Origin of the sequence: Luteibacter aegosomatis, assembly GCF_023078455.1 — a bacterium.
GTDB lineage: Bacteria > Pseudomonadota > Gammaproteobacteria > Xanthomonadales > Rhodanobacteraceae > Luteibacter > Luteibacter aegosomatis.
This window is the reverse complement of record NZ_CP095740.1, coordinates 3,161,580-3,186,328: the sequence shown is the minus strand read 5'-3', so window position 1 is coordinate 3,186,328 and position 24,749 is coordinate 3,161,580. Positions and strand designations below refer to the sequence as shown.

The following is a 24,749-nucleotide window of genomic DNA, read 5'->3' as shown; positions in this document are numbered from 1 at the left end:
ACCGGAAGCTAGATTCCGAGCGGCAACTTCAGGAACGAAGCGCACGCCTCGAACCGTTCCACCATCTCCCCGACCTCGACCAGGTCCATCACCCCCGGCTTCTCGATCTTGGTGCCCCACGGGATTTCCGATGCGGGCTTGCCCAGATACTTCCGCGACGCGGCATCGTACTTGTCGACGCACCAGCGCCGGTCGGAGTAAGGCCCCGAGCGATGGGGATTGCTCGCCGCGTGTAGCCCCAACACCTTCACGCCGGCCGCGTTGGCCATGTGCATCGGCCCGGAGTCCGGCGTCAGGATCATCGCCGTGCGGGCGAGCAGCGCCATGAAACGCTTGAGGGTGTCTTTCCCGGTCAGGTCGAGCGGTGCCCGTTCCACCCGGGCCAGGATGGCGTCGGCGAGCGCCCGTTCGCCCTCGGAAGGACCGCCGACCAGCGCCACGCGCATGCCGCGGGCCATCGCATGGTCGATCAGTGCGGCGTAGCGCTCCACGCGCCAGTTGCGCACCGCGTGGCTGGACATCGGACTGACCAGCAGGGTGGGCGCGTCACCGGGGAGTTGTTCCGCAGCCCAGGCCCGGTCGTCGGCCGATACGGGGATATCCCAGCGGACCTCCTTCTGCCGCAGGCCCAGAGGCTCGATGAAGCTCGCCATGGCATCGAGCACGTGGTCGCCGCTGCGGGCGGGGATGCGTTCGTTGACGAACAGGCCGTGCAGGTCTTTCGAGCGCGCCTTGTCGTAGCCGATGCGCCTGTCGGCCTTCACGGCCAGGCTGAGCAGGTTGGAGCGCAGGGCCACCTGCATGTGCAGGAGCGCGTCGAAGCGGCGGCCGGCCAGTGCCTCGCGCACGTCGCGCAGGCCCTGCCGCCCCTTGCCCTTGTCGAAGGTGACGAATTCCACGCCGGGAAGGTCGCCGACCAGGCGGCGCTCCAGCTTGCCTACGATCCAGGTCAGGCGGGTGGCCGGCGCCTCCGTCTGGAGCGTGCGGACCAGGGGCACCACGTGGGTGACGTCGCCGATGGCCGAGGTGCGCAGGATGCACAGGCTCGAATCTCCCGACGGGAGCGGATGGCTTGATAGACTGGGCAAGATCGGATTACCGGAACGGGAGGCTGCCAACGTGGGCGGCCCGACAATGACAGACCATCGCGTCACCGAGGCCGCGGACGGAACGATTCTGTTCGACGCGGCCCGTACAGCTCAAGTCGACCACGACTGGTTCTCGCCCGGGTACTGGGAGGACCGCGGCCTGCTGCGTTCGCAGGCGGGCGGGCGGGGCGGCGTGTCCCTCATCGACACGCCGGCCGGCGAGGCCGTGCTGCGCCATTACCGGCGGGGCGGGATGGTCGCCGCCCTGTTGGGCGACCGCTACCTCTTCACCGGCAAGGCGCGCACGCGGAGCCAGCGCGAGTTTCGCCTGCTGATGGAACTGCAGCGCCGTGGCCTGCCCGTGGCACCGCCCCTCGCGGCGCGTTACGTGCGTAGCGGGCTGCGTTATTCCGCCGACCTGGTCACCTTGCGCATTCCCGATGCCGTGACCTTGGCCGAGCGCGTGGGCGACGCCGCCTTCAACGAGGCCCTGGCCGGGCGGGTGGGCGAACTGGTAGCCCGATTCCACCGCGAAGGGGCCTGGCACGCCGACCTCAACGCGCACAACATCCTGGTCAACGGCGACGGTCTGCACCTCATCGATTTCGACAAGGGTCGGCTGCGTTCGCCCTCGGCGGGCTGGCGCAAGGCCAACCTCGCGCGCTTGAAGCGCTCGCTGGTGAAGGTGGGCGTGCGCGAGGGCGGCGATACCTTCGACGCCGTGCTGTGGCCGACGCTGCTGGCCGCCTATGAGCGGAGCTACGCGCGATGAGCTGGCAACTCAACTTCCTCGGCACCGGGGCCGCCCATGCGGTGGAGCTGGGCTCGTCGGCCGTGGTGCTCGAGCGCGACGGACGGCCCTCGCTGCTCGTCGATTGCGGCCCGGACACGCTCGATCGTTACCTCGCGGCCTATGGTGAGGTGCCGTCCGCGCTCTACGTCACCCACACGCACATGGACCACGTGGCGGGCATGGAGCGCCTGTTCTTTCGCCTGTGGTTCGACGAAGCCCTGCGCGGCCGCACGAAGGTCTATCTGCATGCGGCGTTGCTGCCCTGGTTGCAGGGCAGGGTGGCCGACTATCCCGGCGCGCTGGCCGAGGGTGGCGTGAATTACTGGGAGGCGTTCCGGCTCGTGCCGTGCACCCGGGGTTTCTGGCACGAAGGCCTCTGGTTCGACGTGTTTCCCACCCGGCACCACGTGCAGGGCACGTCGTTCGGCGTGGCCTTGCGCGGCAGCTTCGTCTTTACCGGCGACACGCGGCCCGTGCCCGAGGCGTTGGCGATCCATGCCGCGCAGGGCGAACGGGTGGCCCACGATTGCGGTGTGGTGGGCAATCCGTCGCACACGGGCGTGGACGACCTGGAGCGGGAATACCCCGCCGAGGTTCGCGAGCGCATGACGCTCTACCATTACGGCAGTGTCGCCGAGGGTGAGACGCTGGTGTCGCGGGGGTACCGCATCGCCCGTCCGGGCGACCGCGTCCTCCTGCCGGATCCGCATCCCGTGAGGCCTACGGCGGGCTGATTCGCCGATCGTAGCGGCGAATGGGAGCTTGTGTCGCCGCAACGCTCCCGTTATCCTTCCGCTTCTTTGTCGGGACGGATGCCCGGTGAGGAAGAAGCTGTACCGGTGTGGAGAGGTGTCCGAGTGGTTTAAGGAGCACGCCTGGAAAGTGTGTATACGTTAATAGCGTATCGCGGGTTCGAATCCCGCCCTCTCCGCCACGGTAAAGACTGAGGTAACCCATGTGCTGTGACTTCGATGAACGGAGACGGGGCGTGGGGGCGGGATTTGAACCCGCGCGGGTTCGACGAATTCGTCTGGAACGAATTCGGTCAGCCGAAGGCTGACCCCGGAGCGAAGCGGAGGGGCGAGGGCAGGACAGCCCGAGCAATCCCGCCCGGCGCTCAGGGTCGAAGTAACCTGTTTCTGGCAAAGCGAAGCGAGCCAGGCCCAGCGATGCGCAGCGAGCAGTAGAAAACTATCTTTATGGTGGCCCTGTCGGTCCCCCCGCGACGATAGTCCGTAAATCCCGCCAGGTCCGGAAGGAAGCAACGGTAGCGGACGATTCGGGTGCCGGGGTGTGGCTGGCAGGGTCATCGCCTTTCACGGGTCGAGCTTTCGCCCGCCCCCCGACCTTGGCACAATCGACTGTCGTCCCAAGGTAGCCCGCATGTCCTATCAGGTACTCGCACGCAAGTGGCGCCCGCGCAAGTTCGCCGAACTCGTGGGACAGGAACATGTCGTCCGGGCGCTCACCAATGCGCTGGATTCGGGCCGCATGCACCATGCCTACCTCTTCACGGGCACGCGTGGCGTGGGCAAGACCACCATCGCGCGCATCTTCGCCAAGTCGCTCAACTGCGAACGCGGCGAATCGGCCGATCCCTGCGGTGAGTGCGCCGTCTGCACGGCGGTGGACGCGGGGCGCTTCGTCGACCTGCTCGAGATCGACGCGGCCAGCAACACCGGCGTCGACGACGTTCGCGAGGTGATCGAAAACGCCCAGTACGCCCCCTCGCGCGGCCGTTTCAAGGTGTACCTCGTCGACGAGGTGCACATGCTGTCCAAGCCGGCGTTCAACGCGCTGCTGAAGACGCTCGAGGAGCCGCCGCCGCACGTCAAGTTCCTGCTCGCCACCACCGACCCGCAGAAGCTGCCGGTCACCGTGCTGTCGCGCTGCCTCAAGTTCAACCTCAAACGCCTGCTGCCGGAACAGATCTCCGGGCAGATGCGCCACATCCTCGGGGCCGAGGCCATCGAGTTCGAGGACGAGGCCGTCGGCGAACTGTCCCACGCGGCCGACGGGTCGCTGCGCGACGGTCTGTCGTTGCTCGACCAGGCCATCGCCTATGGCGGCGGCAGCCTGCGCGCCGCCGACGTGCGCGCCATGCTCGGCAGCGTGGAACGTGGCCAGGTGCTCGGCGTGCTCGGTGCGTTGGCCAGCGGGGACGGCGCCGCCCTGATGGCCGAATCCGACCGCATCGCCTCGTTCTCGCCCGACTTCGGCGGCGTGCTGGACGACCTCGCCACCGTGCTGCATCGCGTGCAGTTGCTTCAGCTCGTGCCCGGCTATCGCGGCGAGGAAAGCGACGCCGGCCTGGCCGACATCGCCGAGCGCATGGCCCCCGAAGACGTGCAGCTCTACTACCAGATCGCCACGGCCGGCCGCCGCGAACTGCCGATGGCACCCGACGCGCGCATCGGCTTCGAGATGGTGCTGCTGCGCATGTTCGCGTTCCGTCCGTCGGAGCCGGGACAGGCCGCCTCCGCGCCGCCCGCGCGAGCCGCCGCCCCGGTGGCCGCCCGCGTCGCGCCGTCGCCCAGCGTATCGTCGCCGGCGCCGCGCGGCGCGCCGCCGATCGCCGCACCTGCACCCGCGCCCGCACCCGCACCCGCACCGAGCGCACCGCGTCCGATCGCCACCGACGCGAACGGCCTGCCGGACTGGCACGACATCGTGGAACGCGCGAACCTGCGCGGTCCCATCGGCCAGCTGGCGCAGAACTCGTCGTTGCGAGGCGTGGACGGCGAGGCCATGGTGCTCGCGCTGCAGCCCCAGCACATGCACCTGGCGGTGGAGCCGCTCACCAGCCAGATGGAAGAAAAAGTCTCGCAGGCGCTCGGCCGTCGCGTGCGTTTCCGTTTCGTGGCCGAAGCCGGCAACGCGGGCGGCAGCCTCGGCACGCCCGCCGAGCGCCGGGCGCAGGCGGCCAGCGATGCGCAGGCCAACGCCGAAGCCTCGATGGAGACCGATCCGCTCGTCCAGGCGCTCAAGCGCGACTTCGACGCGCGCGTCATCCCGCAATCGATCAAACCCGTGGAGCAGTAAGCAATGAAAGGTCAAATCGGTCAGCTCATGCAGCAGGCCCAGCGCATGCAGGACGAAATGAAGCGCGCGCAGGAAGAACTGGCGAAGACCGAGATCACCGGCAGCGCCGGTGGCGGCCTGGTCACCGTGACGATGACCGGCGGCCACGAGGTGCGCGGCGTACACATCGATCGCCAGACCTTCGCCGACGATCCGGAAATGGCCGAAGACCTCGTCGCCGCCGCGATCAACGACGCCGTGAACAAGATCGCCGAACTCAGCCGCACTCGCCTGGGCGGCGTCACCTCCGGGCTGAACCTGCCGCCCGGCTTCAAGATGCCGTTCTGATTCGCCGATGAGCCACGGTTCACGCCTGCTCGGCGAACTGATCGACGCCTTGCGCTGCCTGCCTGGCGTCGGGGCGAAGAGCGCCCAGCGCATGGCCTTCCACCTGCTCGAACGCGAGCGGCAGGGCGGCGTGCGCCTGGCCGCCGCGCTGGAGTCGGCCATGCGCGACGTCGGCAACTGCACGCGCTGCCGCAATTTCAGCGAAACGCCCGTGTGCACGCTATGCGCCAGCACCGGCCGCGACCGGCACGTGCTTTGCGTGGTGGAATCGCCGTCGGATCTGGCCGCCATCGAACAGGCGACGGGCTACCGCGGCCATTACTTCGTGCTGCTCGGTCGTCTTTCGCCGCTCGACGGGCTTGGCCCGGACGAGCTCGGCCTGCCGCTGCTGGCCGAACGCCTGGGCGAGGGCGAAGTGGAGGAAATGATCATCGCCACCAATCCCACGGTGGAAGGCGAAGCCACCGCGCATTATCTCGGCCAGCTCGCCAAGGCGGCGGGCATTCGTGCCACCCGCCTCGCCCACGGCGTCCCCCTGGGCGGTGAACTCGAATTCGTCGACCGCGGAACGCTGGCGCATGCGTTCGGCAGCCGGCAGTCGCTAGGCTCCTGAGGAATTCCATGACCGACACCATCTTCGCCAAGATCGTCCGCCGCGAGATCCCCGCCGACATCGTCTTCGAGGACGACGACGTGCTCGGTTTTCGTGACCTGAATCCGCAGGCGCCGGTGCACGTGCTGTTCATTCCCAAGCGCGCCATCGCCACGCTGGACGACGCGGTGCCGGGCGACGCGGCGTTGCTCGGCAAGCTGTTGCTGGCGGCGGCGGCTTATGCGCGTGCGCAGGGTTTCGCGAAGGACGGCTATCGCACCGTGGTCAACACCAACACCCATGGCGGGCAGACGGTGTTCCACATCCACGTGCACCTGCTGGCCGGTCGCCAGATGCATTGGCCGCCGGGCTGATAGGACAGGCGGACTGAAACCCTCACGCTGCTCCTGCGAACGCAGGAGCGCAGCGCCATGCATTGGGCGTTGCCCCAACGCCTCATCGGCTTCTGGGTCGTGCAAAAAAACGCATGGCTGAATTCGCGGAACCGGCAACCGCGTACGCAGGAACGACGGGCTAGCTTCGGGAGACCCGATACACCCTCGGCGACTGCCCACTCGCCCGCTTGAACGCGTTACTGAACGCGCTCTCCGACGTATACCCCAGCGACTGCGCGATGACGGAGACCGGCGTGCTCTCATCCCGCAACGCCCGCTCGGCAAGCCGCATCCGCCATTCGGTGAGATAGGTCAGCGGTGCAACGCCGGCGATCGTCCTGAAGTGGAACGCGAAGGTCGTTCGCGACATGGCGCAGGCCCTGGCGAGTTCCTCCAGGTGCCATGCGCGCGCCGGATCGCCATGCATCAATCGCAATGCGGGCGCGAGTCGCGCATCGCCCAGCAGGCGCAGCCAGCTGGCGGGCATGGCCTCGGTCGTCTTCAGGTGGGCGCGCAGGATCTCGATGAAGAGAAGCTGGCCCAGTTGCGCCGATGCGAGCTGCGTGCCGGGCTCATCGCCCGCGCGTTCTTCCACGAGCCGCTCGAGCAGCCAGCGGAACGCCGTGGCGTGCGGCGACGCCGCCGGAACGTGGATCCACGGTGGCAGCACGTCGGCGAGGAGCCGTCCACTGGTCGGATCGAGCAGCACGTGTCCGCCGATGTGGGCGAAATCGTTGCCGTCGCCGAGCACGGCCGTTCCCCCGGAAAACACGCTCATCGCATCCAGCGGCGCGATGCCGGGACGGCTGGACAGCACGAACGAGCGCTTCGCGCTCAGTAACCCGACGTCGCCGGTATCGAAGTACACCGGCTCGGCCTCGCCGTCGATGTCGACCCAGCATGCACCCTCGACCACGGCGAAGAACTTGATCTTGTCCGGCGCCGGGAAGCGGATGGCCCACTCGCCGCCAGCGCGGAAGCCACCCGTCACCAGGGATTCGGCTTGGGTGAGACGGAGGATGTCCGAGAAAGGATCGAGGCTCATGTTCGTACTCTCGCGCAAGTAAATCGCACGATCAAGTATTAACAGTCCGGGGTGCCGGGCCTAATCTTCCCGCAACTTGAAGCGGCTGAGCTCCCATGAACGACGCATTGGTATTGGTGACCGGTGGTACCGGCTTTATCGCGCAGCATTGCATGCTGGCATTGTTGAACGGCGGATACCGCGTTCGGACCAAGATCCGCACCGCATCGCGCGAGATGGAGGTCCGCCGTTACCTAAAGGCGGGGGGCGTGGAGGCGGGCGATCGCCTGTCGTTCGTCATCGCCGACCTGGGTGCCGACGAGGGTTGGGACCGAGCCGTCGCCGGATGCACTTACGTGATGCACGGTGCGTCGCCGACGCCGTCCGGCCATTACGCGAGCGAGGAAGATTGGATTCGGCCCGCCGTCGACGGGAACCTGCGAGTGCTCCGTGCGGCGCGTGACGCCGGGGTCAAACGCGTGGTCTTGACCTCTGCCTTCGGTGCGATCGGCGTCGGGCACGCCGCGAGCCATCGGCGGCCGTTCGACGAAACGGATTGGAGCGACCTGACCGGTAACGTCGCGCCTTACCAGAAGTCGAAGACCCTTTCTGAAAAGGCGGCGTGGGATTTCATCGCCCGCGAAGGGAAGGGTCTCGAGCTGTCCGCGGTGAACCCGGTGGCCGTCCTCGGCCCCGCGCTGGGTCCGGATTACTCGCACTCCATCAAGATCGTGGAGAACCTGCTGGGCAACTGGACGGGTTGTCCGAAGATCCATTCGTGCTTCGTCGACGTACGCGACGTGGCTGACCTGCACCTGCGTGCGATGACCCATCCGGCGGCCAACGGCGAGCGCTTTCTCGCGACGTCCGGCGAGGGCATGTGGCTGGCCGACGTCGCGAAGGTCCTGCGTCGACGCATGGGGACGATCGGCAAGCATGCGACGACGCGGGTTCTGCCGAACTGGTTCGTGCGCCTCGCGTCGCGAAGGAATCCACGGCTGAAGGGCCTGGTGCCGATGCTCGGCGTGGACATGAGTGCCACGGGCGGGAAGGCCATGCGCCTGCTCGGATGGTCGCCGCGTTCGCCGGAAGAGGCCATCGTCGCGACGGCAGAGAGCCTGGTCAGGCTCGGCATCGTCAAACGATAGCTGCGCGTCATCGCCGAGGCCCGCTCCCACCCCTTCGGCAGGGCGGCGAAAAAAAGCCGGCTTTCGCCGGCTTTTTCGTTGCGCTTACTTGTGCGGCCTCACCGGTACCGTACGCGGCACGATGATGGTGCGCGGGCGGTACCAGAACGGATCGCCCCACGGGCCGTAGCCGTACGGGCCCCAGCCGCCGCCCCAGCCCGGACCCCAGAACGGGTCGTAGAAGCCAGGCGGGTAGCGGTTCACCGGAACGCGCTTCGGCCACAGGTAGACCACGTCGGCCTCGACGCGCGGGTAGGCGTAGTCGAAATCGCCGACCTTCTGCGAGACCGCGCCGTGCAGCGTGCCGGTGACGGTGATCTCGCGACCCCGGGTGAACACCTCGGGATCGTAGAAGCCGTCGCGACAGGCCACGAAGCGGCCCTGGCTTTCCTGCTTGCTCGCCGTGGGACGGGCCTCGCTGTCCAACGGTTCGGACAGGACGAAGAAGCAGGTCTGCTGCGGACCCGGTTCGGTCTTGATGATTTCGCCACCCCAGCGCACCTTCGCGCCGGGGGCTCCGCCCTGTTGGGCACCGGCCGTGGATACGTCGTTGAACTGACCCTGCAGCGGCTGCGGCACGGTGGCGCACGCGCCAAGTGCCAGAGTCGCGGCGACGATGGCCAGCGGTTTGTACATGGACATGTCACTTCTCCCAGGGGCACCGGGCACAACCGGCGCCATGCGCTATTTGACCACGCGGCGCGCCGTTAATTCCCTCACGGCCCGACCGAATTCACTGATTGATTCAGGCGGTGGTTCGTCATGGGCGTAGCGCGATCGCAAGTAAAGCTCACTCAACCTTTCCAGTGCATTTCGCTGCGCCGGCATGGCACGGGCCGCACGGGCAAGGAAATGCTTCGGTCCCTCACCGGTTCGACGGACGACGCCGGCCCGTGAGAGCTTGCGCTCCAGACGTCGCATCCACGCATCCAGCGCGTCGCCTTCACGCCGCTGGAACACCGCCCAGCCCAAGGCGATCGCCACCAGCAGCGAGCAACCGACGGCCAGTACCACGGCCAGGTCGGTGACGTCGGCGTGGTCCACTCCGAACGGACGGAGCAAGCCCTGCTGACGCAAGCTGTCGAAGCCGATAACGCCGCGGCTCCACCATTGGTTGACCACATCCCAGCGGTTGCGCAGCTCGCGCAACCAGGCCGGTCCCAGCCAGCCTTCGCCGCCGCTGGCTTCCGCGGCGGCGGCCGCACCGAGTTCCACCCGCTCGGGGCGCACGGCGGCCGTCGGATCGAAGCGAACCCATCCCTGGCCTTCGAGCCACACCTCCGACCATGCGTGGGCATCGGAGCGCCGTACGAGCAGGTAGTGGGCACCGCCGTTCCAGTAGCCGCCCTGATAGCCGGTCACGACGCGGGCGGGCAAGCCGGCGGCGCGCATGAGGAAGGTGAAGCTGGACGCGAAGTGCTCGCAGTAGCCCTGCTTCGTCTGGAAAAGGAAATCGTCGATGCGGTCGCGATCGAGCGGTTCGGGGGCGAGGGTGTAGGAGAAATCGGCATGGAACATCGCCAGCGCCGCGCGGACGATCGCCGCATGGTCGTCGCCGTAGCGCTGCGCCCATGATTGGGCCAGCGCGCGGGCGCGCGGGCCGACGCCCATGGGCAGTTGCAGGTTGTCGTGCCGTACGCCGTCGTCCAGCGTGGGTTCGAGGCGGTAGCGCGTGGCCGCGAACGCGGTGAAGTTCACCGTATCGTCGATGCGACGGTTGGCCTGCACCGTGCGGTCGGGACGAAGCGTGGTGTCCTGCGGCGCGGTGGTCGGCAGGTCGAGCATCGGCACGATGCGGTCGTGGGTGGGTTCGATCGATGCGTGGTAGCCGATGCGCTGCGCGTATTGCACGTCGGACGGCGGGCGGCGCGTGCTGTGCGAGCCGGGGGTCCACGCGGTGCCGTCGAACAGCTGCATGACGTAGGCGCGGAAGTAGCGGAGGCTGTTGGGCGGGGGCGGCCCGTCGAACGTGACCCGCATGGCCGGCGTGTCGTCGGTCATGAGGTCGAGCATGCCGCCCGGCGAGAGCTGCGGCGAAAGGCCCGTCGCGGCCTGTCCGCTGTCGGGCGTGCCCCAGAGGGGACTGGAGAGGCGGGGTATGAAGAGAAAGGCGAACACCGACAGCGGTACCGACGCCAGCAGCGCCAGCAGCACGGGCTTCCACTGCATCGACCAGCGGCGCTGCTCGGCGTCGGGGTCTTCGACGGCGCACAGGGTGGTCAGGGCCGGGAGCAATCCCAGGCTGACGAAGATGCTGGCGACGAGACTCTGGTCGAAGAGCAGCGCACTCATCAAGGCGAAACAGGCGAAGGCCACGCCGACGCGGGCATCGCGTGCCTCGTCGGTTTCCAGCAGCTTGAGCACGAGCAGGCCGACGGCGAAGGCGCTGCCCGGTTCGCGCCCGAACATCGTGCCGTAGCGCAGGATCACGGCAGCGAGCAATAGGGCGAGCAGCGGCAGTCGGATCAGTGCGGCCACCTTGCGCCCGCCGTGACGGCGATGCCACCAGCGTCCGCCCGCCACCGCGGCCAGCGCCGCCGTGAGCCACCATGGCAAATGCAGGGCATGCACCAGCACCACGAAGCCCATGGTGAGCGTGAGCAGGTCGAACGCGCGACGGCCCAACGGAAGACCCGTCGAAACGCGTTTGCGGAGGGAGGGACGAAAGCCGGTCATGGGCGCAGCGCGAGGGCGGTCATGCAGCGGTGGTAATGCTCGTCGCCCTGGGCGATGTCGAAATACCCGTCGGGCAGGCGCAAGCTCCAACGCCTGCCGCCTTCATGGGCTTCGTCCACCCAGCGGGCCAGGCGGGAAATGCGCGTTTCGTCGTCGAGCCCATGGATCGCGTCCCAATCCAGCCGCCAGTCTTCCTGGGGTGCGGGTTGTTCGAGATCCTTCACGAGCAGTCCGTCATGGCGCGCACTGAGTTTCCACGCGATCTGCCGGCGCGGATCGCCCGGCCGGTAGTCGCGCAGCGAGGCCAGCTCGTCGCCCGCGCGCGGCCTGCCGCGATCGGCGTCGCCATCCGGTACCAGGGGCGGTGGGCCGAAGGCTTCGATGCGCGGATAGACCAGCACCTTGCCGTCGGGATGAAGCCAGCTCCATACGCGAAACAGCCCCATCGGCCAGCGGCTGTGCAGACGCATGCGCGGCAAGTCGAGCCAGCCGCGATGCGCGGCATCGAGATGGAACTCGACGGTCGACGGCGTGCCCGGCTGGACGCCGAAGACCTGCTCGCGTGCGTCGGCATCCAGCCGTATGGCCGTCCGCGCGTAGCGTGGCCCGGAAACGTCGAGCGAGACGCGCACCTGTTCGCCCGCCCGCGCGGTGTCGGAGCGCAGGCCGCCGATGACGAGGCCGTTGAGCGTGCGGAAGGCCACGAGCATGCTGCCGACGGCGGCGGCGCCGAGCAGGCAGGTGAGCCCCAGCGCGGCGTTGTTCGAATAGTTGAGCGCACCGACGAGCATGACGACGAGCAGGATCGACAGTCCCAGGCCGAACCCGGTCGGAAGGATGTAGATGCGTCGCCGGTGGAGCACGATCGGCAGCGGCTCGCGGGGCCGCAGGCGGGTAAGCGAGGGAAGGCGGCGCTCCGCCCATGCGAGCAGCCTGGCCCCGCGCGAGGCCATCAGGGCACCGCGGTATCGGCGAGGATGGCGCGGGCGATCGCTTCGCGGTGACCGCCGCGTCCCGGCACGAGCCGATGAGCCGCCGTGGGCACGAACACGGCCTGTACGTCTTCGGGAATCACGTACGCGCGCCCGCTCAGGAGGGCCCATGCGCGCGCGGCGGCGAGCAGGGCGAGACCGGCGCGTGGCGAGAGCCCGACGCGCAGGTCGTTATGCCGGCGACTCGCGGTGAGCAGGGCCTGCAGGTAATCGAGCAGGCTGCCGCTGGCCGTCACGGCCTGCGCCGCGGCATGCAATTGCCCGATGGCGGCGACGTCCAGGCGCGGCGCGAGGTGTTCCATCATGTCGCGGCGGCTTTCCCCGGTGAGCAGGGCGCGTTCGGCGGCGGGATCCGGATAATCCAGGCTGAGCCGGAGCATGAAGCGGTCCAGCTGCGAATCGGGCAGCGGAAACGTGCCGGCCAGATCGAGCGGATTCTGCGTGGCCACCACGAAGAACGGGCGGGGCAGCACGTGGGTGGTGCCGTCCACCGTGGCCTGGCCTTCGGCCATGGCTTCCAGCAGCGCGCTCTGCGACTTGGGCGTGGCGCGGTTGATTTCGTCGGCGAGCAGCAGGCGGGTGAAGATGGGCCCCGGATGGAAACGGAACTCGCCCGTCTCGCGCTCGTAGACGCTCACCCCGATAATGTCCGACGGAAGCAGGTCGCTGGTGAACTGGATACGTTGGAAGTCCAGGTCGAAGGTGGCGGCGAGGGCATGCGCCAGCGTGGTCTTTCCCACGCCGGGCACGTCTTCCAGCAGCAGGTGTCCACCGGCCACGAGGCAGGTGAAGGCCAACTTCACCTGGCGCGGCTTGCCGAGCAACACGCCGTTGACCTGCGTGAGGGCGGCGTCGAGGCGGTGCCGGAGCATTTCATCGTTGAGCGGAGTGGTCGCTGACATGATTCAAACGTGCGCCCCTGGGGCGGATCCCGTCGATGGATGATCGGTCGAGTGTAGCGGCGCGCCTGCGCGCGTGGCGAGGCATGTTCCTCATCCTTTTCGCCGTGACGTTCGGCCTGCGCGTCGTCATCGCATGCACGCTGTCGCCCTTCGGTGACGAAGCCTTCTATTGGCAGGAAAGCCTCGCGCCGGCGTGGGGCTACAGCGATCTGCCACCCCTCACGGCATGGCTGATCGGGGCATCCGAGGCCGTATTCGGGCATGGCCTGTTGCCCATGCGTTTGCCGTTCCTCCTCATCGGCGCGGCGATTCCCTTCCAGGTCCGCGCCATCGCGCGCCGCCATGCCGACGACGCGGCGGGTTGGCAGGCGGGTACGCTGGCCCAGTGCCTGCCGCTGGCGGGTAGCCTGGGCGTGCTCGCCGTGCCCGACGTGCCGCTGACCTTCGCCGTCCTGCTCGCGATGCAGGGGCTGCTTGGTGCGCTCGACGACGGATGTTGGCGCGACTGGTGCCTGCTCGGCGTCGGGCTCGCGCTGGCATGGGCCACGCATTACCGCGCGGCGATGCCGATGCTGGGCGGGCTCGTCTTCCTGCTGGCGACGCCTCGCGGTCGTGCGCAATGGCGCAAGCCCGGGCTATGGATCGCGATGGGCATCGCCGCGTTGGGCTTGCTGCCCATCGTGATCTACAACCTGCAGGCCGATGGCGCCGGGGTGGCGTTCCAACTGGTGGAGCGCAATCCCTGGCGATTCCACGCCGATGCCCTGGCGCAGCCACTGGAGCAGGCCGCGACCTGCACGCCGGTCGCTTACGTGGCACTGCTGTGGATGGCGTGGAGGGCGTGGCGCCGTCGCGGCGAGGCGCCGTTCGATGCGATCGCGTCGATCGCGGGGACGTTCATCGTCGCGTATTTCCTGCTGGGGCTGTTCGCCGACGACGTGCGTTTTCGCGTGCATTGGCCGCTGCCGGGTTACCTGCTGCTCTGTGCCGCGTGGCCGTCGTTGCCGTCGTCTTCCGCATGGCGGCGCATCGTGCACGCGGGTTTCGCGCTGGCCCTCGCCGGGTTGCTGGCGGGCTTCGGATGGCTCGGGTTGGCCGCATCGGGCGACGGTGCGCGCGTGCTTGCGAACCTCAAGGCCTTTCCGTCGAATTTCACCGGCTGGCGCGAAAGCGCGGCGGTGCTGCAGGGCGAGCTGCTGCACGACAGCGGTGCGCTCGTGGTGGCCGACAATTTCATGCTGGCGGCGGAGTTGCGTTTTGCCCTGGGCGGTCCGCGCACGGTGTATTCGCTCGACAGCCCGTTGAACGCGAAGCACGGCCGCGCGCCGCAGTTGGCCGCATGGCGCATCGACGAAGCGGGTCTGGCGATGCATGCCGGCCAGCGCGTGATCCTGGTCGTGGACGAGACGTCGTTGCGCGAACGCGAGACACGCGACTGGCTCGGCTCGATATGCGCACGGGTGGATATCGTCAGGCCGCTGTCGCGCCTCGATCTCTTCGACGGCCGCCGGCGCATCGCGTTCTACGATGCCGTGGCGCGTGCGGCGCCCGACGTCCCGCGGAATACGGACCAGTGCGTGATCTGGATGGCGGCCTATCGCGCCATGCCGCGTTGACGTCGCCACCGAAGCGAAGGGTGGGTGGGAGTGGAGCCTGTCCGCGAACTCTCACCGCATTTACGGCGAATGAGGCTTTGCGATGATTCGGGCGAGCGTTTGAAAGCTCGCACGATGGCCGCGCGGCCTCACTCGTTCTCTGGTCAGCCTGAGGATTCGCGGACAGGGTCCGCTCCCACCCACCCTTCGGTAGCGAGGCCTGGGAGTCGACCGCTCAGGGCAGGACGACGCCTGCCTTGCGCAGCAGGCGGGCGGTGGCGATCAGCGGCAGGCCGACGAGGGCGGTGGGGTCTTCGTTGGCGATGCGCTCGAAAAGGGTGATGCCCAGGCCTTCGCACTTGAAGCTGCCCGCGCAATCGAGCGGACGTTCGCGCTCGACGTAGCGTTCGATGTCCGCTCCGGAAAGCTCCCGAAAACGCACGCGCGTCTCGTCGACGTGGGTCAGCGCATCGCCGTGGGCATCGATCACGCACACCGCCGTGTGAAAGACCACGTCGCGTCCCGAACTGGCGACCAGTTGGCGGTGCGCCGCATGCACGGTGCCGGGCTTGTCGAGCACGGTGCCGTCGAGGTCGGCGACCTGGTCGGAACCGATGACGATCGCGCCGGGGTGGCCTTCGGCGACGTCGCGGGCCTTGGCCTCGGCCAGGCGTGCGGCGCGCCGGGCGGGGGCCTCGCCGGGCAGGTGATCCTCGGCGGTGCCTGGCGCGGCCTGTTCGAAGTGTTCCAGCAGGCGGCGCAGGAGGCCGGCGCGATAGCGGGACGTGGAGGCGAGGATGACGGTCGGTTCGGTCATGTGGCTAGAACCCTTTGTGGATCTGCTCGCGCACGGCGGTATCCAGCGCCGTCTGGGCGTCGTCCAGGTCGCGCAGGCGCGGTTCGAGCTGGTGGCGGGCGCGGAGCAGGGCATCGACGGCCTCGTCCAGCTCGCGTTGGCTGGCCGAAGGCGCCTTGTCGCGAATCCATATGCGCTGGCGGAGCAGGGCCTTCAGGCCCGAATCCACCGCATGACGGGCCTCGATCTCACCCGCCGCCGGCTGTTCGGGATGGGAGGACATCACCGCGTGCGCCCGCTGGAGGCGCTCGCGGCAGTCCTTCAGATCGACCTCGAGGCGGTCGGCGTGGTCGTGCAGGTCTTGCAGTGCGCCGAGGCGGCGGCGGCGGCGCTGGAGCGACATCGCCCAGCCGCAGAACGCCACCGCGACGACGATGGTCGCGGCAAGTGCATAATACGCAACGGAAAACACGCTGGACCTTCCCCCTCGCGGGCCGGCTGAGGCAAACTGCTGCACGGCCTGCGAGTCTGCCCGAAAGGGGGTGGTGTGCGCAAAATGGCTGCCGGGCATCTAACCGGTTGACTTCAGAGGCGTTGGTGCCTACCATTTCGCGATTATGTCCGTGACTTTGCCATCGTCCGTGGACGCTTGGCGCGAGGTTCGTGCGCGGCGTTCGTTTCAGGGTCGTCTCCCCGTGTCGGCGTTTTCCCGCCTCGGCGAGGTGGTCGCGTCACCCGAAGGTGACGTAACCTACGAACTCGACTTCGGCCGCGACGACCTCGGCATCGCCTACGTGGCGGTCCGTGCAAAGGCTTCGTTGATGCTGGTCTGCCAGCGTTCGCTCGAGCCGTTCGCGCTGCCGGTGGAGGTCGATGCCCGTCTCGGACTGATCGTCGAAGAACGCGAGGAAGCCGCGCTTCCGCCCGGGTACGAGCCGCTTCTCCTCGAGGAGGACGGCAAGCTGGATCCGATCGCGACGATCGAAGATGAATTGCTGTTGGCGCTGCCCCTGGTTCCGGTCAATCCGGATCACGAGTTGCCCGAAGAGATCACCGGCACGGAAGAGGATATCCCCTCCGACGAGCCCCCCGACAACCCGTTCGCGGCACTCCGCGAACTCATGAAGAAGTAATCGCTGGAGATTTGCCATGGCCGTTGCCAAGAGCCGCAAGACCCCGTCCACCCGCGGCATGCGTCGTTCGCACGATGCGCTGAAGACCGTTCAGCTGTCGACCGACCCGACCAGCGGTGAAGTGCACCTGCGTCACCACGTGACCAAGGATGGCTACTACCGCGGCAAGAAGGTCATCGACACCCGCGGTGCGGTCGAAGTCGAGGACTGATCTCCTCGCGGGGACAATCACCACGCAAACGGCGCGGAAACGCGCCGTTTTGCGTTTATGGATACCGGTTTCATCCTGAGCACGGGAATACCGTTCTGAAATACGCCCGCATCATCGGCACCGGCAGCGCACTTCCCGAGAAGGTGCTGACCAATGCCGACCTCGAGAAAATCGTCGACACGAGCGACGAGTGGATCCGCACCCGCACGGGCATCACGCAACGCCATGTCGCGGCCGACGGCGAGACCACTGGCGACCTCGGTTTCCTCGCGGCGACCCGCGCCCTGGAAGCCGCCGGCGTACGGGCCGAAGACCTTGACATGATCGTGGTCGGCACGACCACGCCCGATCTCGTCTTTCCCTCCACCGCCTGCCTGATCCAGCATCGGCTGGGTGCCAACGGCTGCGCGGCGTTCGACGTCAACGCGGCTTGTTCCGGCTTCGTCTATGCGCTGGGCGTGGCCAATGCCTTCATCCGCAGCGGCCAGAAGAAAAAGGTGTTGGTGATCGGCGCCGAAACGTTGACCCGCATGGTCGACTGGACCGAGCGCGAAAGCTGCGTGCTGTTCGGCGACGGAGCGGGGGCCGTGGTGCTCGAAGCCTCCGACGAGCCGGGCATCCTCGCGACCCGCCAGCACGCCGACGGCGGCTACAAGCACTTGCTGTTCAGTCCGGTCGGCGTGTCCGTGGGTTTCAGCGATGCACCCAACCACGGCGTGAAAATCACCATGGCGGGCCGTGAGGTGTTCAAGGTGGCCGTGAAGACCCTCGATTCGCTGGTGGGCGAGACCCTCGCGGACGCGGGCATGACCGAAGACCAGGTGGACTGGCTCATACCCCACCAGGCCAACCTGCGCATCATCGAGGCCACCGCCAAGCGCCTGAACATGTCGATGGATCGCGTGATCGTCACGGTGGACAAGCACGCCAACACCTCGTCGGGTTCGGTGCCGCTGGCGCTGGATCACGCCGTGCGCTCGGGCAAGGTGAAGCGCGGGCAGAACCTTCTGCTGGAGGCGTTCGGCGGCGGGTTTACCTGGGCATCGGCCCTGATCCGTTACTGAGGCTCGGTGCGTCGCGGGCCGGGGCCGCGATAGAAGTGGCCAATACCCCCGCGAATGGTGCATTCGCCCCTGGGTTGCTGGCACCATTCCCGTTTTGACGTCGCCGGAATCGATACGCAATGACTCAAGCCAGTGCCTCGCTCGCCATCGTCTTCCCGGGCCAGGGCTCGCAGTCCGTCGGCATGCTCGCCGACCTTGCGGCCGCCCATCCCGAGGTGAAGGCCACCTTCGACGAAGCCTCCGAAGGCGCGGGCGTCGACCTGTGGGACATCAGCCAGAACGGTCCCGAGGAGAAGCTCAACAGCACCGAGAACACCCAGCCGGCCCTGCTGGCGGCCAGCGTGGCGGTATGGCGTGTCTACCTCAAGCAGGGCGGCAAGCAGCCCGCTTACCTCTCCGGCCATAGCCTGGGCGAATACAGTGCCCTGGTGGCCGCCGGTGCCCTGTCCCTGAAAGACGCCGCCGGGCTGGTCGCCGAGCGCGGCCGCCTGATGCAGGCCGCGGTACCGGCCGGCGTCGGTGCCATGGCCGCCATCCTCGGCGGCGACGACGCCCAGATCGCGCAGGTGTGCGAAGAGGTGGCGCAGGGCCAGGTCGTGGCGCCCGCCAACTACAACTCGCCCGGCCAGCTCGTCATCGCGGGCCACGCCGAGGCGGTGGATCGGGCGCTCGCGCGCCTTGCCGAGCTGGGCGTGAAGAAGGCCGTGAAACTTGCCGTTTCGGTCCCCTCGCATTGCATGCTGATGCGCGACGCCGCCGACCGTTTGGGCGAGAGGATGGCTTCCGTCCAGTGGACCCTGCCGTCGATTCCCGTCGTGCAGAATGCCGACGCGAAGGTGCACGCCAGTCTCGACGACATCCGCGGCGCATTGCAGCGTCAACTCTATTTGCCGGTGCGCTGGACCGAATGCGTGCAGGCGCTGGCCGCCGGCGGCATCACCCAGGTCCTGGAGTGCGGCCCCGGCAAGGTGCTGGCGGGGCTGGTCAAGCGCATCGACAAATCGGTCGAGGCGAAGGCGATCGGTACGCCCGCCGAGCTCGACGCGGCCGTCGTGGCCTGAATTCCCACGTCCCCCCTTCCGCAAGGAATCCCCACCATGACCCATTCCCTCAAGGGTGAAGTCGCCCTGGTCACCGGCGCCAGCCGTGGCATCGGTGCCGCCATCGCCGATCGACTCGCCGCGCTCGGCGCCACCGTGTACGGCACCGCCACCAGCGAATCCGGCGCGAAGGCCATCGGCGACCGCCTCGCCGCCCATGGTGGCCATGGGCGAGTGCTCGACGTCACCGACGGTGCCTCCATCGAAGCCCTGATCGAGGCGATCGGCAAGGAAACCGGCGCGGTTTCCATTCTCGTCAACAATGCGGGCATCACGCGCGACCAACTCCTCATGCGCATGAAGGAAGACGACTGGAGCGCGATCATGGACACCAACCTCACGTCGGTGTTTCGCGCGTCCAAGGCCGTGATGCGCGGCATGATGAAGGCGCGCAAGGGCCGCATCATCAGCATCGCCTCGGTCGTGGGCGTGACCGGCAACCCGGGTCAGGCCAACTACGCGGCCGCCAAGGCGGGCATCATCGCGTTCTCCAAGTCGCTGGCGCGTGAGATCGGTTCGCGCGGCATCACGGTCAACGTGGTGGCGCCGGGCTTCATCGACACCGACATGACCCGCGCCCTGCCGGAAGAGCAGCGTCAGGCACTGCTCGCGGGCATCGCCCTGGGGCACCTGGGCGAGAGCGACGACATCGCCGAAGCCGTGGCTTTCCTGGCCTCGCCGGCCGCCAAGTACATCACGGGCGAGACGCTGCACGTCAACGGCGGCATGTACATGCCCTGAGCAAGGTCGCATCCGGGCCGGGGGAGTCGCCACCGGCCCGATTTTGAGAGACAATCGTCATTTCGCGTCCGGATAGAAGCCCGGGCGTCATCCACGTCACGGCGGCGTGTTGGCGGGCCGAGGCCCAAGCCACTACAATGCCGCCGGATTTTTCCCTCGGGAGGTTAAGGCAACATGAGCACCATCGAAGAGCGCGTCAAGAAGATCGTCGTTGAGCAGTTGGGCGTCAAGGAAGATGAAGTCACCGCGAACGCCTCGTTCGTGGACGATCTCGGTGCCGACTCGCTCGATACCGTCGAGCTCGTGATGGCCCTCGAAGAAGAATTCGAGTGCGAGATCCCGGACGAAGAAGCCGAGAAGATCACGACGGTTCAGCAGGCCGTCGACTACGTCAAGGCTCACGTCAAGGACTGATCGTACGTAGGCCGTCGATCGGAGGCGTCGCCTCCCGTCGATCTCCGAGCGACACGGAAGCTGCGCCGTCATGGCGCAGTTTTCGTTTCTGCAAACCGTAACCTGCGCGCGCGTATGGTGGCGGAGGAAACCGTTGAAGGATGAGAACGCATGAGTAAGCGACGTGTGGTAGTGACCGGCATGGGCATCCTGTCGCCAGTCGGCAACGATCTCGCCACCGCCTGGAAGAATGTCGTCGAGGGTGTGAGTGGCATTGCCGAAATCACCCCCATCGAGGGTGTGGACTGGAGCAAGTACGCCACGCACATCGCCGGCGAAGTTCGTGACTTCGACGCCGTGGATGCCTATTTCGCCGGCACGGATGCGCCGGACGACGAAAAGCGCTCCATCGCCAAGGACTTCAAGCGGATGGATCCGTTCATCCACTACGGTATCGTCGCGGGCGTGCATGCGTTTCGTCAGTCGGGCCTGAAGGTCACCGACGAAAACGCCGGTCGCATCGGCGTCGCCGCGGGCGCGGGTATCGGCGGCCTGCACACGATCGAAGCCACGGCGCTCGAACTGAACGAGAAGGGCCCGCGCAAGGTGTCGCCCTTCTTCGTCCCCAGCTCCATCATCAACATGGTGGCCGGTAACCTGTCGATCTACCTCGGCATGAAGGGTCCGAACATCGCCCTCGTGTCGGCCTGCACCACGGCCGCGCACAACATCGGCATGGCCATGCGCCTCATCCAGTACGGCGACGCCGACGCGATGCTCGCCGGCGGCGCGGAGTTCGCCACCACGCCGACGGCGATGGCGGGCTTCTGCTCGGCCAAGGCGATGTCCACGCGCAACGACGATCCGACGCATGCCAGCCGTCCGTGGGATACCGGTCGCGACGGTTTCCTGTTGTCCAACGGTGCGGGCATGCTCATGCTCGAGGAATACGAGTTCGCCAAGGCGCGCGGCGCGACCATCCTGGCCGAGCTGGTCGGCTTCGGCATGAGCGGCGACGCCTATCACATCACCGCGCCCAGCGGCGACGGCGCCGAGCTGGCCATGCGCAACGCGCTGCACGATGCGGGCCTGAAGCCCGAAGAGGTGCAGTACGTCAACGCGCACGGCACCTCCACGCCGGTGGGTGACCTGGGCGAGGCCAAGGCCATCCGCAACGTGTTCGGCGAGCACGCCACGAAGAAAGGCCAGTTCGCGGTGAGCTCCACCAAGTCGGTCACCGGTCACCTGCTCGGCGCGGCCGGCGGCGTGGAGGCGATCTTCTCGGTGCTGGCACTGCGCGACGGCATCATCCCGCCGACCATGAACCTGGAAAACGTCGATCCGGAAGTCGCCGGGCTCGGCATGGACCTCGTGCCGAACGAGGCCAAGAAGGCCGAACTGAACGTCGTCATGTCCAACTCGTTCGGCTTCGGCGGTACCAACGGAACGCTCGTCTTCCGTCGCGTCTGACGCCCGTTGGCCTTCGTCACGCGAACCCTGGCCGGCCGGCGCGATCTCCTCGCGCCGGCCGCGTCGTTTCCCGAGCGCTATCCGGCCTTGCTGGCGAGCGCCGTCACCGGCACGCCGCAATCGCGCTTCGACATCCTGTTCGCCGCGGGTGGCGAATCGCTCACCCTGCACGCCGACGGCCGGTTGCTCGACGAAAAGGGTCGTCCCGTCGAGGGGCCTTTCCTCGACGCGCTGGATCGCGCGTGGGCGCGAGGTCATCGCGCACGCGTCGACGACGGCCTGCCGTTTCATGGCGGCTGGTTCGTCTACCTCGCCTACGAACTGGTGGCGCAGATCGAACCCTCGCTGCGCCTGCCTGCTGCCCGTGGTCCGGTACCCGTGGCTTACGCCTTGCGCGTGCCCGCGGCGGCCATCGTCGATCACGTCGAAGGGCGCACCGTGCTCCTCGCGGAAGAGGGTAACGAACACTGGCTCGACCGGCTGGAGGCCGACGTCGGCGTCGCGCTGGGCGACCATCCGCTGGCCGCGCCCGTTGCCGTCGACGAGGACGAGCCGCAGCGCTTCCTCGACGGCGTGGCGCGCATCCACGAGCACCTGCGCGCAGGCGACGTGTTCCAGGTCAACCTCTCCCGTCGCTGGACGGCCCGGTTCGCCGATGCCCCCCTGCCTGCCGCCTTGATGCAGGCCTTGCGCCATGCGAACCCCGCGCCGTTCGCAGGCATGTTGCAGCGACCGGGCTGGGCCATCGTGAGCTCGTCGCCCGAGCGCCTCGTCGAGTCGCGCGACGGCGTACTGCAGACGCGCCCCATCGCGGGTACGCGTCCGCGCCTCGCGGGCGACGACGATGCGGCGCGCATCCGCGAACTGACCGCGCATCCGAAGGAGCGCGCGGAACACGTGATGCTCATCGACCTGGAGCGCAACGACCTGGGACGCGTCTGCGTGCCGGGCAGCGTGAAAGTGGACGAACTCATGGTGGTGGAGAGCTACGCGCACGTGCATCACATCGTGTCGAACGTGCGAGGCCGTGCGCGCGAAGGCGTGACGCCGGGCCAGGTCATCGCCGCGACCTTTCCCGGCGGGACCATCACCGGTTGTCCGAAGGTCCGCTGCATGCAGATCATCGGCGACATCGAGCGGGAGCCCCGCGGCGCGTACACCGGCGCGTTCGGCTACCTCGACCACAACGGCGACATGGACCTCAACATCCTGATCCGCACGCTCACCGCCGAAGGCGGCACGGTATCGCTGCGCGCGGGCGCGGGCATCGTCACCGATTCGGTGCCCGAGAAAGAGCTGGACGAAACCCGTGCGAAGGCCCGTGGGCTGTTGCGCGTGTTCGGTGCGGCATGAACGCCCGCTTGTCCGTGAACTTCGTCGACGGCGCCACGGTGTCCGCCGCCGATCGCGGCTTCACCTACGGCGATGGCCTGTTCGAAACCCTGCGCGTCGTCGCGGGTAGGGTGCCCTTGTGGGACCGTCACATGGCGCGGCTGCGAGCCGGTTGCGAGCGCCTGCGCCTGCCGTTGCCGGACGTCGACGCGCTTCGTCTGGAGGCGTCGCGGCTTTGCGAAGGTCTCGACGATGCCGTGGTGCGCATCACGTGGAGTCGCGGCGAAGGCGAACGGGGTTATGCCTTGCCTTCACGACCGCATCCCACGCTGGTGTTGAGCGCGGCGCCGCTCGCGCTGGACGCGTCGGCCTATGATGAGGGCATCGCGGTTCGGCTGTGCGAAACGCGGCTGGCGACGCAGCCTTTGCTGGCGGGGATGAAGCACCTCAATCGCCTGGAGCAGGTGATGGCGCGCGCGGAATGGTCGGATGCGGCGTATGGCGAAGGCCTCGTGCGCGACATGGCGGGCCACGTCGTTTGCGCCACCGCGGCGAACCTGTTCGCGGTGTTCGGCGACCGGTGGGCGACGCCGCCCGTGGAAGCGTGCGGCGTGGCGGGCGTGGCGCGGGCCGAAGTGCTGGCCTGGCGCGAGGTCGCCGTCGAGGCGATCACGCCCGGGCGGCTGATGGCGGCCGACGAGGTCTTCCTCACGTCGGCGGTTCGCGGCATCCTCCCCGTTCGGGCATGTGCCGGGCGGTCTTGGACCCCCGGTCCGGCCACCCGCGCCCTGCAGGCGCATTGGCGGACCCTCGGCTTGCCGCTGCCAACGATGGAAGGATTTCCCAAGTGATGAAGGTGCGTGGCCTCGCCCGGTGGCGAGTCATCCTGCTCGCGGTGGTGGTCGCGGCGATCGCGGCAGGGGCATGGGCCTGGTATGACTGGGCCCGTTTCGCCCGCACGCCGCTGGCGATCCCCGCGGCGGGCCAGAGTATCGACGTGGCGCGCGGCACCTCCTTCAAGGATATCGTTCGCGACCTGCGCCGTCGTGGCGTCAGTGCCGCGTCGCCGTTGTACTGGCGCGTGCTGGCGACCGAGATGCATGCATCCGGCCGGTTGCATGCGGGCGAGTACGCGTTGCGGCCGGGCATGACGCCGCGCGACCTCATCGGCGACATGGCTTCGGGCAGGGTGGTGCAACGTTACTTCACCATCGTCGAGGGCTGGTCGTTCGCCGAGTTCCGCCGCGTGCTGGCCACCGTGCCCACGCTGACGCACGACCTGGCCGACGTGGACGACGCCGAACTGATGAAACGCCTCGGTGCGGAAGGCGAAGAGCCCGAGGGGCGATTCCTTCCCGAGACCTATGCCTACGTCAAGGGCGATCCGGAATCGGCCATCGTCAAGCGTGCCCATGCCTCGATGACGAAGCTGCTCGATGCCGCATGGCCGGCGCGTGCGCCGGATCTTCCGCTGGCCTCGCCCTACGAGGCGCTGATCCTGGCCTCCATCGTGGAGAAGGAGACGGGCAGGGCGGACGAGCGCCCGCGCATCGCGGGCGTGTTCGTGCGCCGGCTGGAGCAGCACATGCTGTTGCAGACCGACCCCAGCGTCATCTACGGCATGGGTGCCGCCTATACCGGCAACATCCACAAGAGCGACCTCACCACCGACACGCCCTACAACACGTACACGCGGGTCGGCCTGCCGCCCACGCCCATCGCGCTGCCGGGACGCGCCGCCATCCTGGCGGCCTTGCATCCGGAAGGCGGCAAGGCGCTCTATTTCGTCGCGCGTGGCGACGGAAGCCATGTGTTTTCCGATACCCTCGACGAACACAATCGGGCCGTGGCCTGCTACCAGTTGAAACGATGCAAGTGATCCAGCGTCAGCCTATC

At 67.9% G+C, this 24,749-nt stretch carries 26 protein-coding genes, 1 tRNA gene and 1 other RNA gene; 20 read left to right on the top strand and 8 right to left on the bottom strand.

Translation table 11 applies throughout. The features are described from left to right. Nucleotides 1-8: 8 nt before the first annotated feature. A complete protein-coding gene (locus L2Y94_RS14235; protein ID WP_247367689.1) occupies nucleotides 9-1,088 on the bottom strand; it encodes a glycosyltransferase family 9 protein in 1,080 nt (359 codons plus the stop codon). 46 nt (nucleotides 1,089-1,134) lie between these two features. On the opposite strand from L2Y94_RS14235, the gene L2Y94_RS14230 reads away from it, so the two are divergent. The 8 genes from L2Y94_RS14230 to L2Y94_RS14195 all read left to right on the top strand — a co-directional run bounded on the left by L2Y94_RS14230 (nucleotide 1,135) and on the right by L2Y94_RS14195 (nucleotide 6,216). Then, a complete protein-coding gene (locus tag L2Y94_RS14230; protein ID WP_247367686.1) occupies nucleotides 1,135-1,860 on the top strand; it encodes a 3-deoxy-D-manno-octulosonic acid kinase in 726 nt (241 codons plus the stop codon). Beyond that, nucleotides 1,857-2,615, top strand: coding sequence for an MBL fold metallo-hydrolase (locus L2Y94_RS14225; protein ID WP_247367683.1), 759 nt, complete (start codon nucleotides 1,857-1,859; stop codon nucleotides 2,613-2,615). The genes L2Y94_RS14230 and L2Y94_RS14225 overlap by 4 nt, the downstream gene beginning before the upstream one ends. Before the next feature lie 109 nt (nucleotides 2,616-2,724). Beyond that, nucleotides 2,725-2,815: transfer RNA gene (locus tag L2Y94_RS14220), tRNA-Ser, on the top strand. A 275-nt stretch (nucleotides 2,816-3,090) separates the two neighbouring features. Next, an RNA gene (gene ffs, locus L2Y94_RS14215) (signal recognition particle sRNA small type) lies at nucleotides 3,091-3,187 on the top strand. A gap of 77 nt (nucleotides 3,188-3,264) precedes the next feature. After that, the gene (gene dnaX, locus L2Y94_RS14210; protein ID WP_247367678.1) at nucleotides 3,265-4,923 is read left to right on the top strand and encodes a DNA polymerase III subunit gamma/tau; all 1,659 of its coding nucleotides are present in this window, start codon (nucleotides 3,265-3,267) and stop codon (nucleotides 4,921-4,923) included. A 3-nt stretch (nucleotides 4,924-4,926) separates the two neighbouring features. Further along, entirely contained in the window at nucleotides 4,927-5,250 is a 324-nt protein-coding gene (locus tag L2Y94_RS14205) for a YbaB/EbfC family nucleoid-associated protein (RefSeq protein WP_144910317.1), read from the top strand. Nucleotides 5,251-5,257: 7 nt separating this feature from the next. After that, the gene (gene recR, locus L2Y94_RS14200) at nucleotides 5,258-5,863 is read left to right on the top strand and encodes a recombination mediator RecR (protein ID WP_247367676.1); all 606 of its coding nucleotides are present in this window, start codon (nucleotides 5,258-5,260) and stop codon (nucleotides 5,861-5,863) included. Nucleotides 5,864-5,871: 8 nt separating this feature from the next. Continuing rightward, on the top strand, nucleotides 5,872-6,216 hold the full coding sequence (locus tag L2Y94_RS14195; protein WP_144910321.1) for a histidine triad nucleotide-binding protein: 345 nt from the start codon (nucleotides 5,872-5,874) through the stop codon (nucleotides 6,214-6,216). A 160-nt stretch (nucleotides 6,217-6,376) separates the two neighbouring features. On the opposite strand, the gene L2Y94_RS14190 is transcribed toward L2Y94_RS14195, so the two are convergent. Beyond that, nucleotides 6,377-7,282 (bottom strand): AraC family transcriptional regulator, encoded by a 906-nt coding sequence (locus L2Y94_RS14190; RefSeq protein ID WP_247367674.1) that lies wholly within the window; start codon nucleotides 7,280-7,282, stop codon nucleotides 6,377-6,379. Nucleotides 7,283-7,377: 95 nt separating this feature from the next. On the opposite strand from L2Y94_RS14190, the gene L2Y94_RS14185 reads away from it, so the two are divergent. Next, nucleotides 7,378-8,409: an SDR family oxidoreductase gene (locus tag L2Y94_RS14185; RefSeq protein WP_247367672.1), complete on the top strand. Its 1,032-nt coding sequence runs from the start codon at nucleotides 7,378-7,380 to the stop codon at nucleotides 8,407-8,409. 84 nt (nucleotides 8,410-8,493) lie between these two features. On the opposite strand, the gene L2Y94_RS14180 is transcribed toward L2Y94_RS14185, so the two are convergent. The 4 genes from L2Y94_RS14180 to L2Y94_RS14165 are packed head-to-tail and all read right to left on the bottom strand — an operon-like array spanning nucleotide 8,494 to nucleotide 13,018. After that, on the bottom strand, nucleotides 8,494-9,090 hold the full coding sequence (locus L2Y94_RS14180) for a Slp family lipoprotein (RefSeq protein WP_247367670.1): 597 nt from the start codon (nucleotides 9,088-9,090) through the stop codon (nucleotides 8,494-8,496). A 42-nt stretch (nucleotides 9,091-9,132) separates the two neighbouring features. Further along, nucleotides 9,133-11,124, bottom strand: a complete 1,992-nt coding sequence (locus L2Y94_RS14175) for a transglutaminase TgpA family protein (RefSeq protein WP_247367669.1) — start codon at nucleotides 11,122-11,124, stop codon at nucleotides 9,133-9,135. After that, a complete protein-coding gene (locus L2Y94_RS14170) occupies nucleotides 11,121-12,077 on the bottom strand; it encodes a DUF58 domain-containing protein (protein ID WP_247367667.1) in 957 nt (318 codons plus the stop codon). Before L2Y94_RS14170 ends, L2Y94_RS14175 begins: the two co-directional genes overlap by 4 nt. Further along, entirely contained in the window at nucleotides 12,077-13,018 is a 942-nt protein-coding gene (locus tag L2Y94_RS14165; RefSeq protein WP_247367665.1) for an AAA family ATPase, read from the bottom strand. Before L2Y94_RS14165 ends, L2Y94_RS14170 begins: the two co-directional genes overlap by 1 nt. Before the next feature lie 83 nt (nucleotides 13,019-13,101). On the opposite strand from L2Y94_RS14165, the gene L2Y94_RS14160 reads away from it, so the two are divergent. Further along, nucleotides 13,102-14,634, top strand: a complete 1,533-nt coding sequence (locus L2Y94_RS14160) for an ArnT family glycosyltransferase (RefSeq protein ID WP_247367663.1) — start codon at nucleotides 13,102-13,104, stop codon at nucleotides 14,632-14,634. Nucleotides 14,635-14,848: 214 nt separating this feature from the next. Here the strand turns inward: L2Y94_RS14160 and L2Y94_RS14155 are convergent, their stop codons facing one another. After that, complete coding sequence (locus L2Y94_RS14155; protein WP_247367662.1) at nucleotides 14,849-15,430, bottom strand: Maf family protein; 582 nt, start codon at nucleotides 15,428-15,430, stop codon at nucleotides 14,849-14,851. A 4-nt stretch (nucleotides 15,431-15,434) separates the two neighbouring features. Further along, nucleotides 15,435-15,881 (bottom strand): hypothetical protein, encoded by a 447-nt coding sequence (locus L2Y94_RS14150; protein ID WP_247367660.1) that lies wholly within the window; start codon nucleotides 15,879-15,881, stop codon nucleotides 15,435-15,437. Nucleotides 15,882-16,104: 223 nt separating this feature from the next. On the opposite strand from L2Y94_RS14150, the gene L2Y94_RS14145 reads away from it, so the two are divergent. The 10 genes from L2Y94_RS14145 (at nucleotide 16,105) to mltG (ending at nucleotide 24,732) form a co-directional block, all read left to right on the top strand. After that, nucleotides 16,105-16,542: a YceD family protein gene (locus L2Y94_RS14145; protein WP_425602405.1), complete on the top strand. Its 438-nt coding sequence runs from the start codon at nucleotides 16,105-16,107 to the stop codon at nucleotides 16,540-16,542. A 16-nt stretch (nucleotides 16,543-16,558) separates the two neighbouring features. Then, entirely contained in the window at nucleotides 16,559-16,753 is a 195-nt protein-coding gene (gene rpmF / locus L2Y94_RS14140; protein ID WP_144910343.1) for a 50S ribosomal protein L32, read from the top strand. A 95-nt stretch (nucleotides 16,754-16,848) separates the two neighbouring features. After that, entirely contained in the window at nucleotides 16,849-17,817 is a 969-nt protein-coding gene (locus L2Y94_RS14135; RefSeq protein WP_247375259.1) for a beta-ketoacyl-ACP synthase III, read from the top strand. Between the two features lie 119 nt (nucleotides 17,818-17,936). Further along, on the top strand, nucleotides 17,937-18,878 hold the full coding sequence (gene fabD, locus L2Y94_RS14130) for an ACP S-malonyltransferase (RefSeq protein ID WP_247367658.1): 942 nt from the start codon (nucleotides 17,937-17,939) through the stop codon (nucleotides 18,876-18,878). A gap of 36 nt (nucleotides 18,879-18,914) precedes the next feature. Then, entirely contained in the window at nucleotides 18,915-19,658 is a 744-nt protein-coding gene (gene fabG / locus L2Y94_RS14125) for a 3-oxoacyl-ACP reductase FabG (RefSeq protein WP_247367657.1), read from the top strand. A 174-nt stretch (nucleotides 19,659-19,832) separates the two neighbouring features. Beyond that, complete coding sequence (gene acpP / locus L2Y94_RS14120) at nucleotides 19,833-20,072, top strand: acyl carrier protein (RefSeq protein WP_144910351.1); 240 nt, start codon at nucleotides 19,833-19,835, stop codon at nucleotides 20,070-20,072. A 150-nt stretch (nucleotides 20,073-20,222) separates the two neighbouring features. Further along, on the top strand, nucleotides 20,223-21,521 hold the full coding sequence (fabF, locus tag L2Y94_RS14115) for a beta-ketoacyl-ACP synthase II (RefSeq protein ID WP_247367656.1): 1,299 nt from the start codon (nucleotides 20,223-20,225) through the stop codon (nucleotides 21,519-21,521). Nucleotides 21,522-21,527: 6 nt separating this feature from the next. Beyond that, a complete protein-coding gene (locus L2Y94_RS14110) occupies nucleotides 21,528-22,874 on the top strand; it encodes an aminodeoxychorismate synthase component I (protein ID WP_247367655.1) in 1,347 nt (448 codons plus the stop codon). Then, complete coding sequence (gene pabC, locus L2Y94_RS14105) at nucleotides 22,871-23,704, top strand: aminodeoxychorismate lyase (protein WP_247367654.1); 834 nt, start codon at nucleotides 22,871-22,873, stop codon at nucleotides 23,702-23,704. The genes L2Y94_RS14110 and pabC overlap by 4 nt, the downstream gene beginning before the upstream one ends. Continuing rightward, nucleotides 23,704-24,732: an endolytic transglycosylase MltG gene (gene mltG / locus L2Y94_RS14100; protein WP_247367653.1), complete on the top strand. Its 1,029-nt coding sequence runs from the start codon at nucleotides 23,704-23,706 to the stop codon at nucleotides 24,730-24,732. Before pabC ends, mltG begins: the two co-directional genes overlap by 1 nt. The last annotated feature ends 17 nt before the right edge of the window (nucleotides 24,733-24,749 follow it).

Excerpts from the sequence above, each read along its gene's own strand:
- L2Y94_RS14230 (WP_247367686.1), top strand. The coding sequence starts at position 1,135 with ATGACAGACCATCGCGTCACCGAGGCCGCGGACGGAACGATTCTGTTC.
- L2Y94_RS14225 (WP_247367683.1), top strand. The coding sequence starts at position 1,857 with ATGAGCTGGCAACTCAACTTCCTCGGCACCGGGGCCGCCCATGCGGTG.
- dnaX (WP_247367678.1), top strand. The coding sequence starts at position 3,265 with ATGTCCTATCAGGTACTCGCACGCAAGTGGCGCCCGCGCAAGTTCGCC.
- L2Y94_RS14205 (WP_144910317.1), top strand. The coding sequence starts at position 4,927 with ATGAAAGGTCAAATCGGTCAGCTCATGCAGCAGGCCCAGCGCATGCAG.
- recR (WP_247367676.1), top strand. The coding sequence starts at position 5,258 with ATGAGCCACGGTTCACGCCTGCTCGGCGAACTGATCGACGCCTTGCGC.
- L2Y94_RS14195 (WP_144910321.1), top strand. The coding sequence starts at position 5,872 with ATGACCGACACCATCTTCGCCAAGATCGTCCGCCGCGAGATCCCCGCC.
- L2Y94_RS14190 (WP_247367674.1), bottom strand. The coding sequence starts at position 7,282 with ATGAGCCTCGATCCTTTCTCGGACATCCTCCGTCTCACCCAAGCCGAA.
- L2Y94_RS14185 (WP_247367672.1), top strand. The coding sequence starts at position 7,378 with ATGAACGACGCATTGGTATTGGTGACCGGTGGTACCGGCTTTATCGCG.
- L2Y94_RS14180 (WP_247367670.1), bottom strand. The coding sequence starts at position 9,090 with ATGTCCATGTACAAACCGCTGGCCATCGTCGCCGCGACTCTGGCACTT.
- L2Y94_RS14175 (WP_247367669.1), bottom strand. The coding sequence starts at position 11,124 with ATGACCGGCTTTCGTCCCTCCCTCCGCAAACGCGTTTCGACGGGTCTT.
- L2Y94_RS14170 (WP_247367667.1), bottom strand. The coding sequence starts at position 12,077 with ATGGCCTCGCGCGGGGCCAGGCTGCTCGCATGGGCGGAGCGCCGCCTT.
- L2Y94_RS14165 (WP_247367665.1), bottom strand. The coding sequence starts at position 13,018 with ATGTCAGCGACCACTCCGCTCAACGATGAAATGCTCCGGCACCGCCTC.
- L2Y94_RS14160 (WP_247367663.1), top strand. The coding sequence starts at position 13,102 with ATGTTCCTCATCCTTTTCGCCGTGACGTTCGGCCTGCGCGTCGTCATC.
- L2Y94_RS14155 (WP_247367662.1), bottom strand. The coding sequence starts at position 15,430 with ATGACCGAACCGACCGTCATCCTCGCCTCCACGTCCCGCTATCGCGCC.
- rpmF (WP_144910343.1), top strand. The coding sequence starts at position 16,559 with ATGGCCGTTGCCAAGAGCCGCAAGACCCCGTCCACCCGCGGCATGCGT.
- fabD (WP_247367658.1), top strand. The coding sequence starts at position 17,937 with ATGACTCAAGCCAGTGCCTCGCTCGCCATCGTCTTCCCGGGCCAGGGC.
- fabG (WP_247367657.1), top strand. The coding sequence starts at position 18,915 with ATGACCCATTCCCTCAAGGGTGAAGTCGCCCTGGTCACCGGCGCCAGC.
- acpP (WP_144910351.1), top strand. The coding sequence starts at position 19,833 with ATGAGCACCATCGAAGAGCGCGTCAAGAAGATCGTCGTTGAGCAGTTG.
- fabF (WP_247367656.1), top strand. The coding sequence starts at position 20,223 with ATGAGTAAGCGACGTGTGGTAGTGACCGGCATGGGCATCCTGTCGCCA.
- pabC (WP_247367654.1), top strand. The coding sequence starts at position 22,871 with ATGAACGCCCGCTTGTCCGTGAACTTCGTCGACGGCGCCACGGTGTCC.
- mltG (WP_247367653.1), top strand. The coding sequence starts at position 23,704 with ATGAAGGTGCGTGGCCTCGCCCGGTGGCGAGTCATCCTGCTCGCGGTG.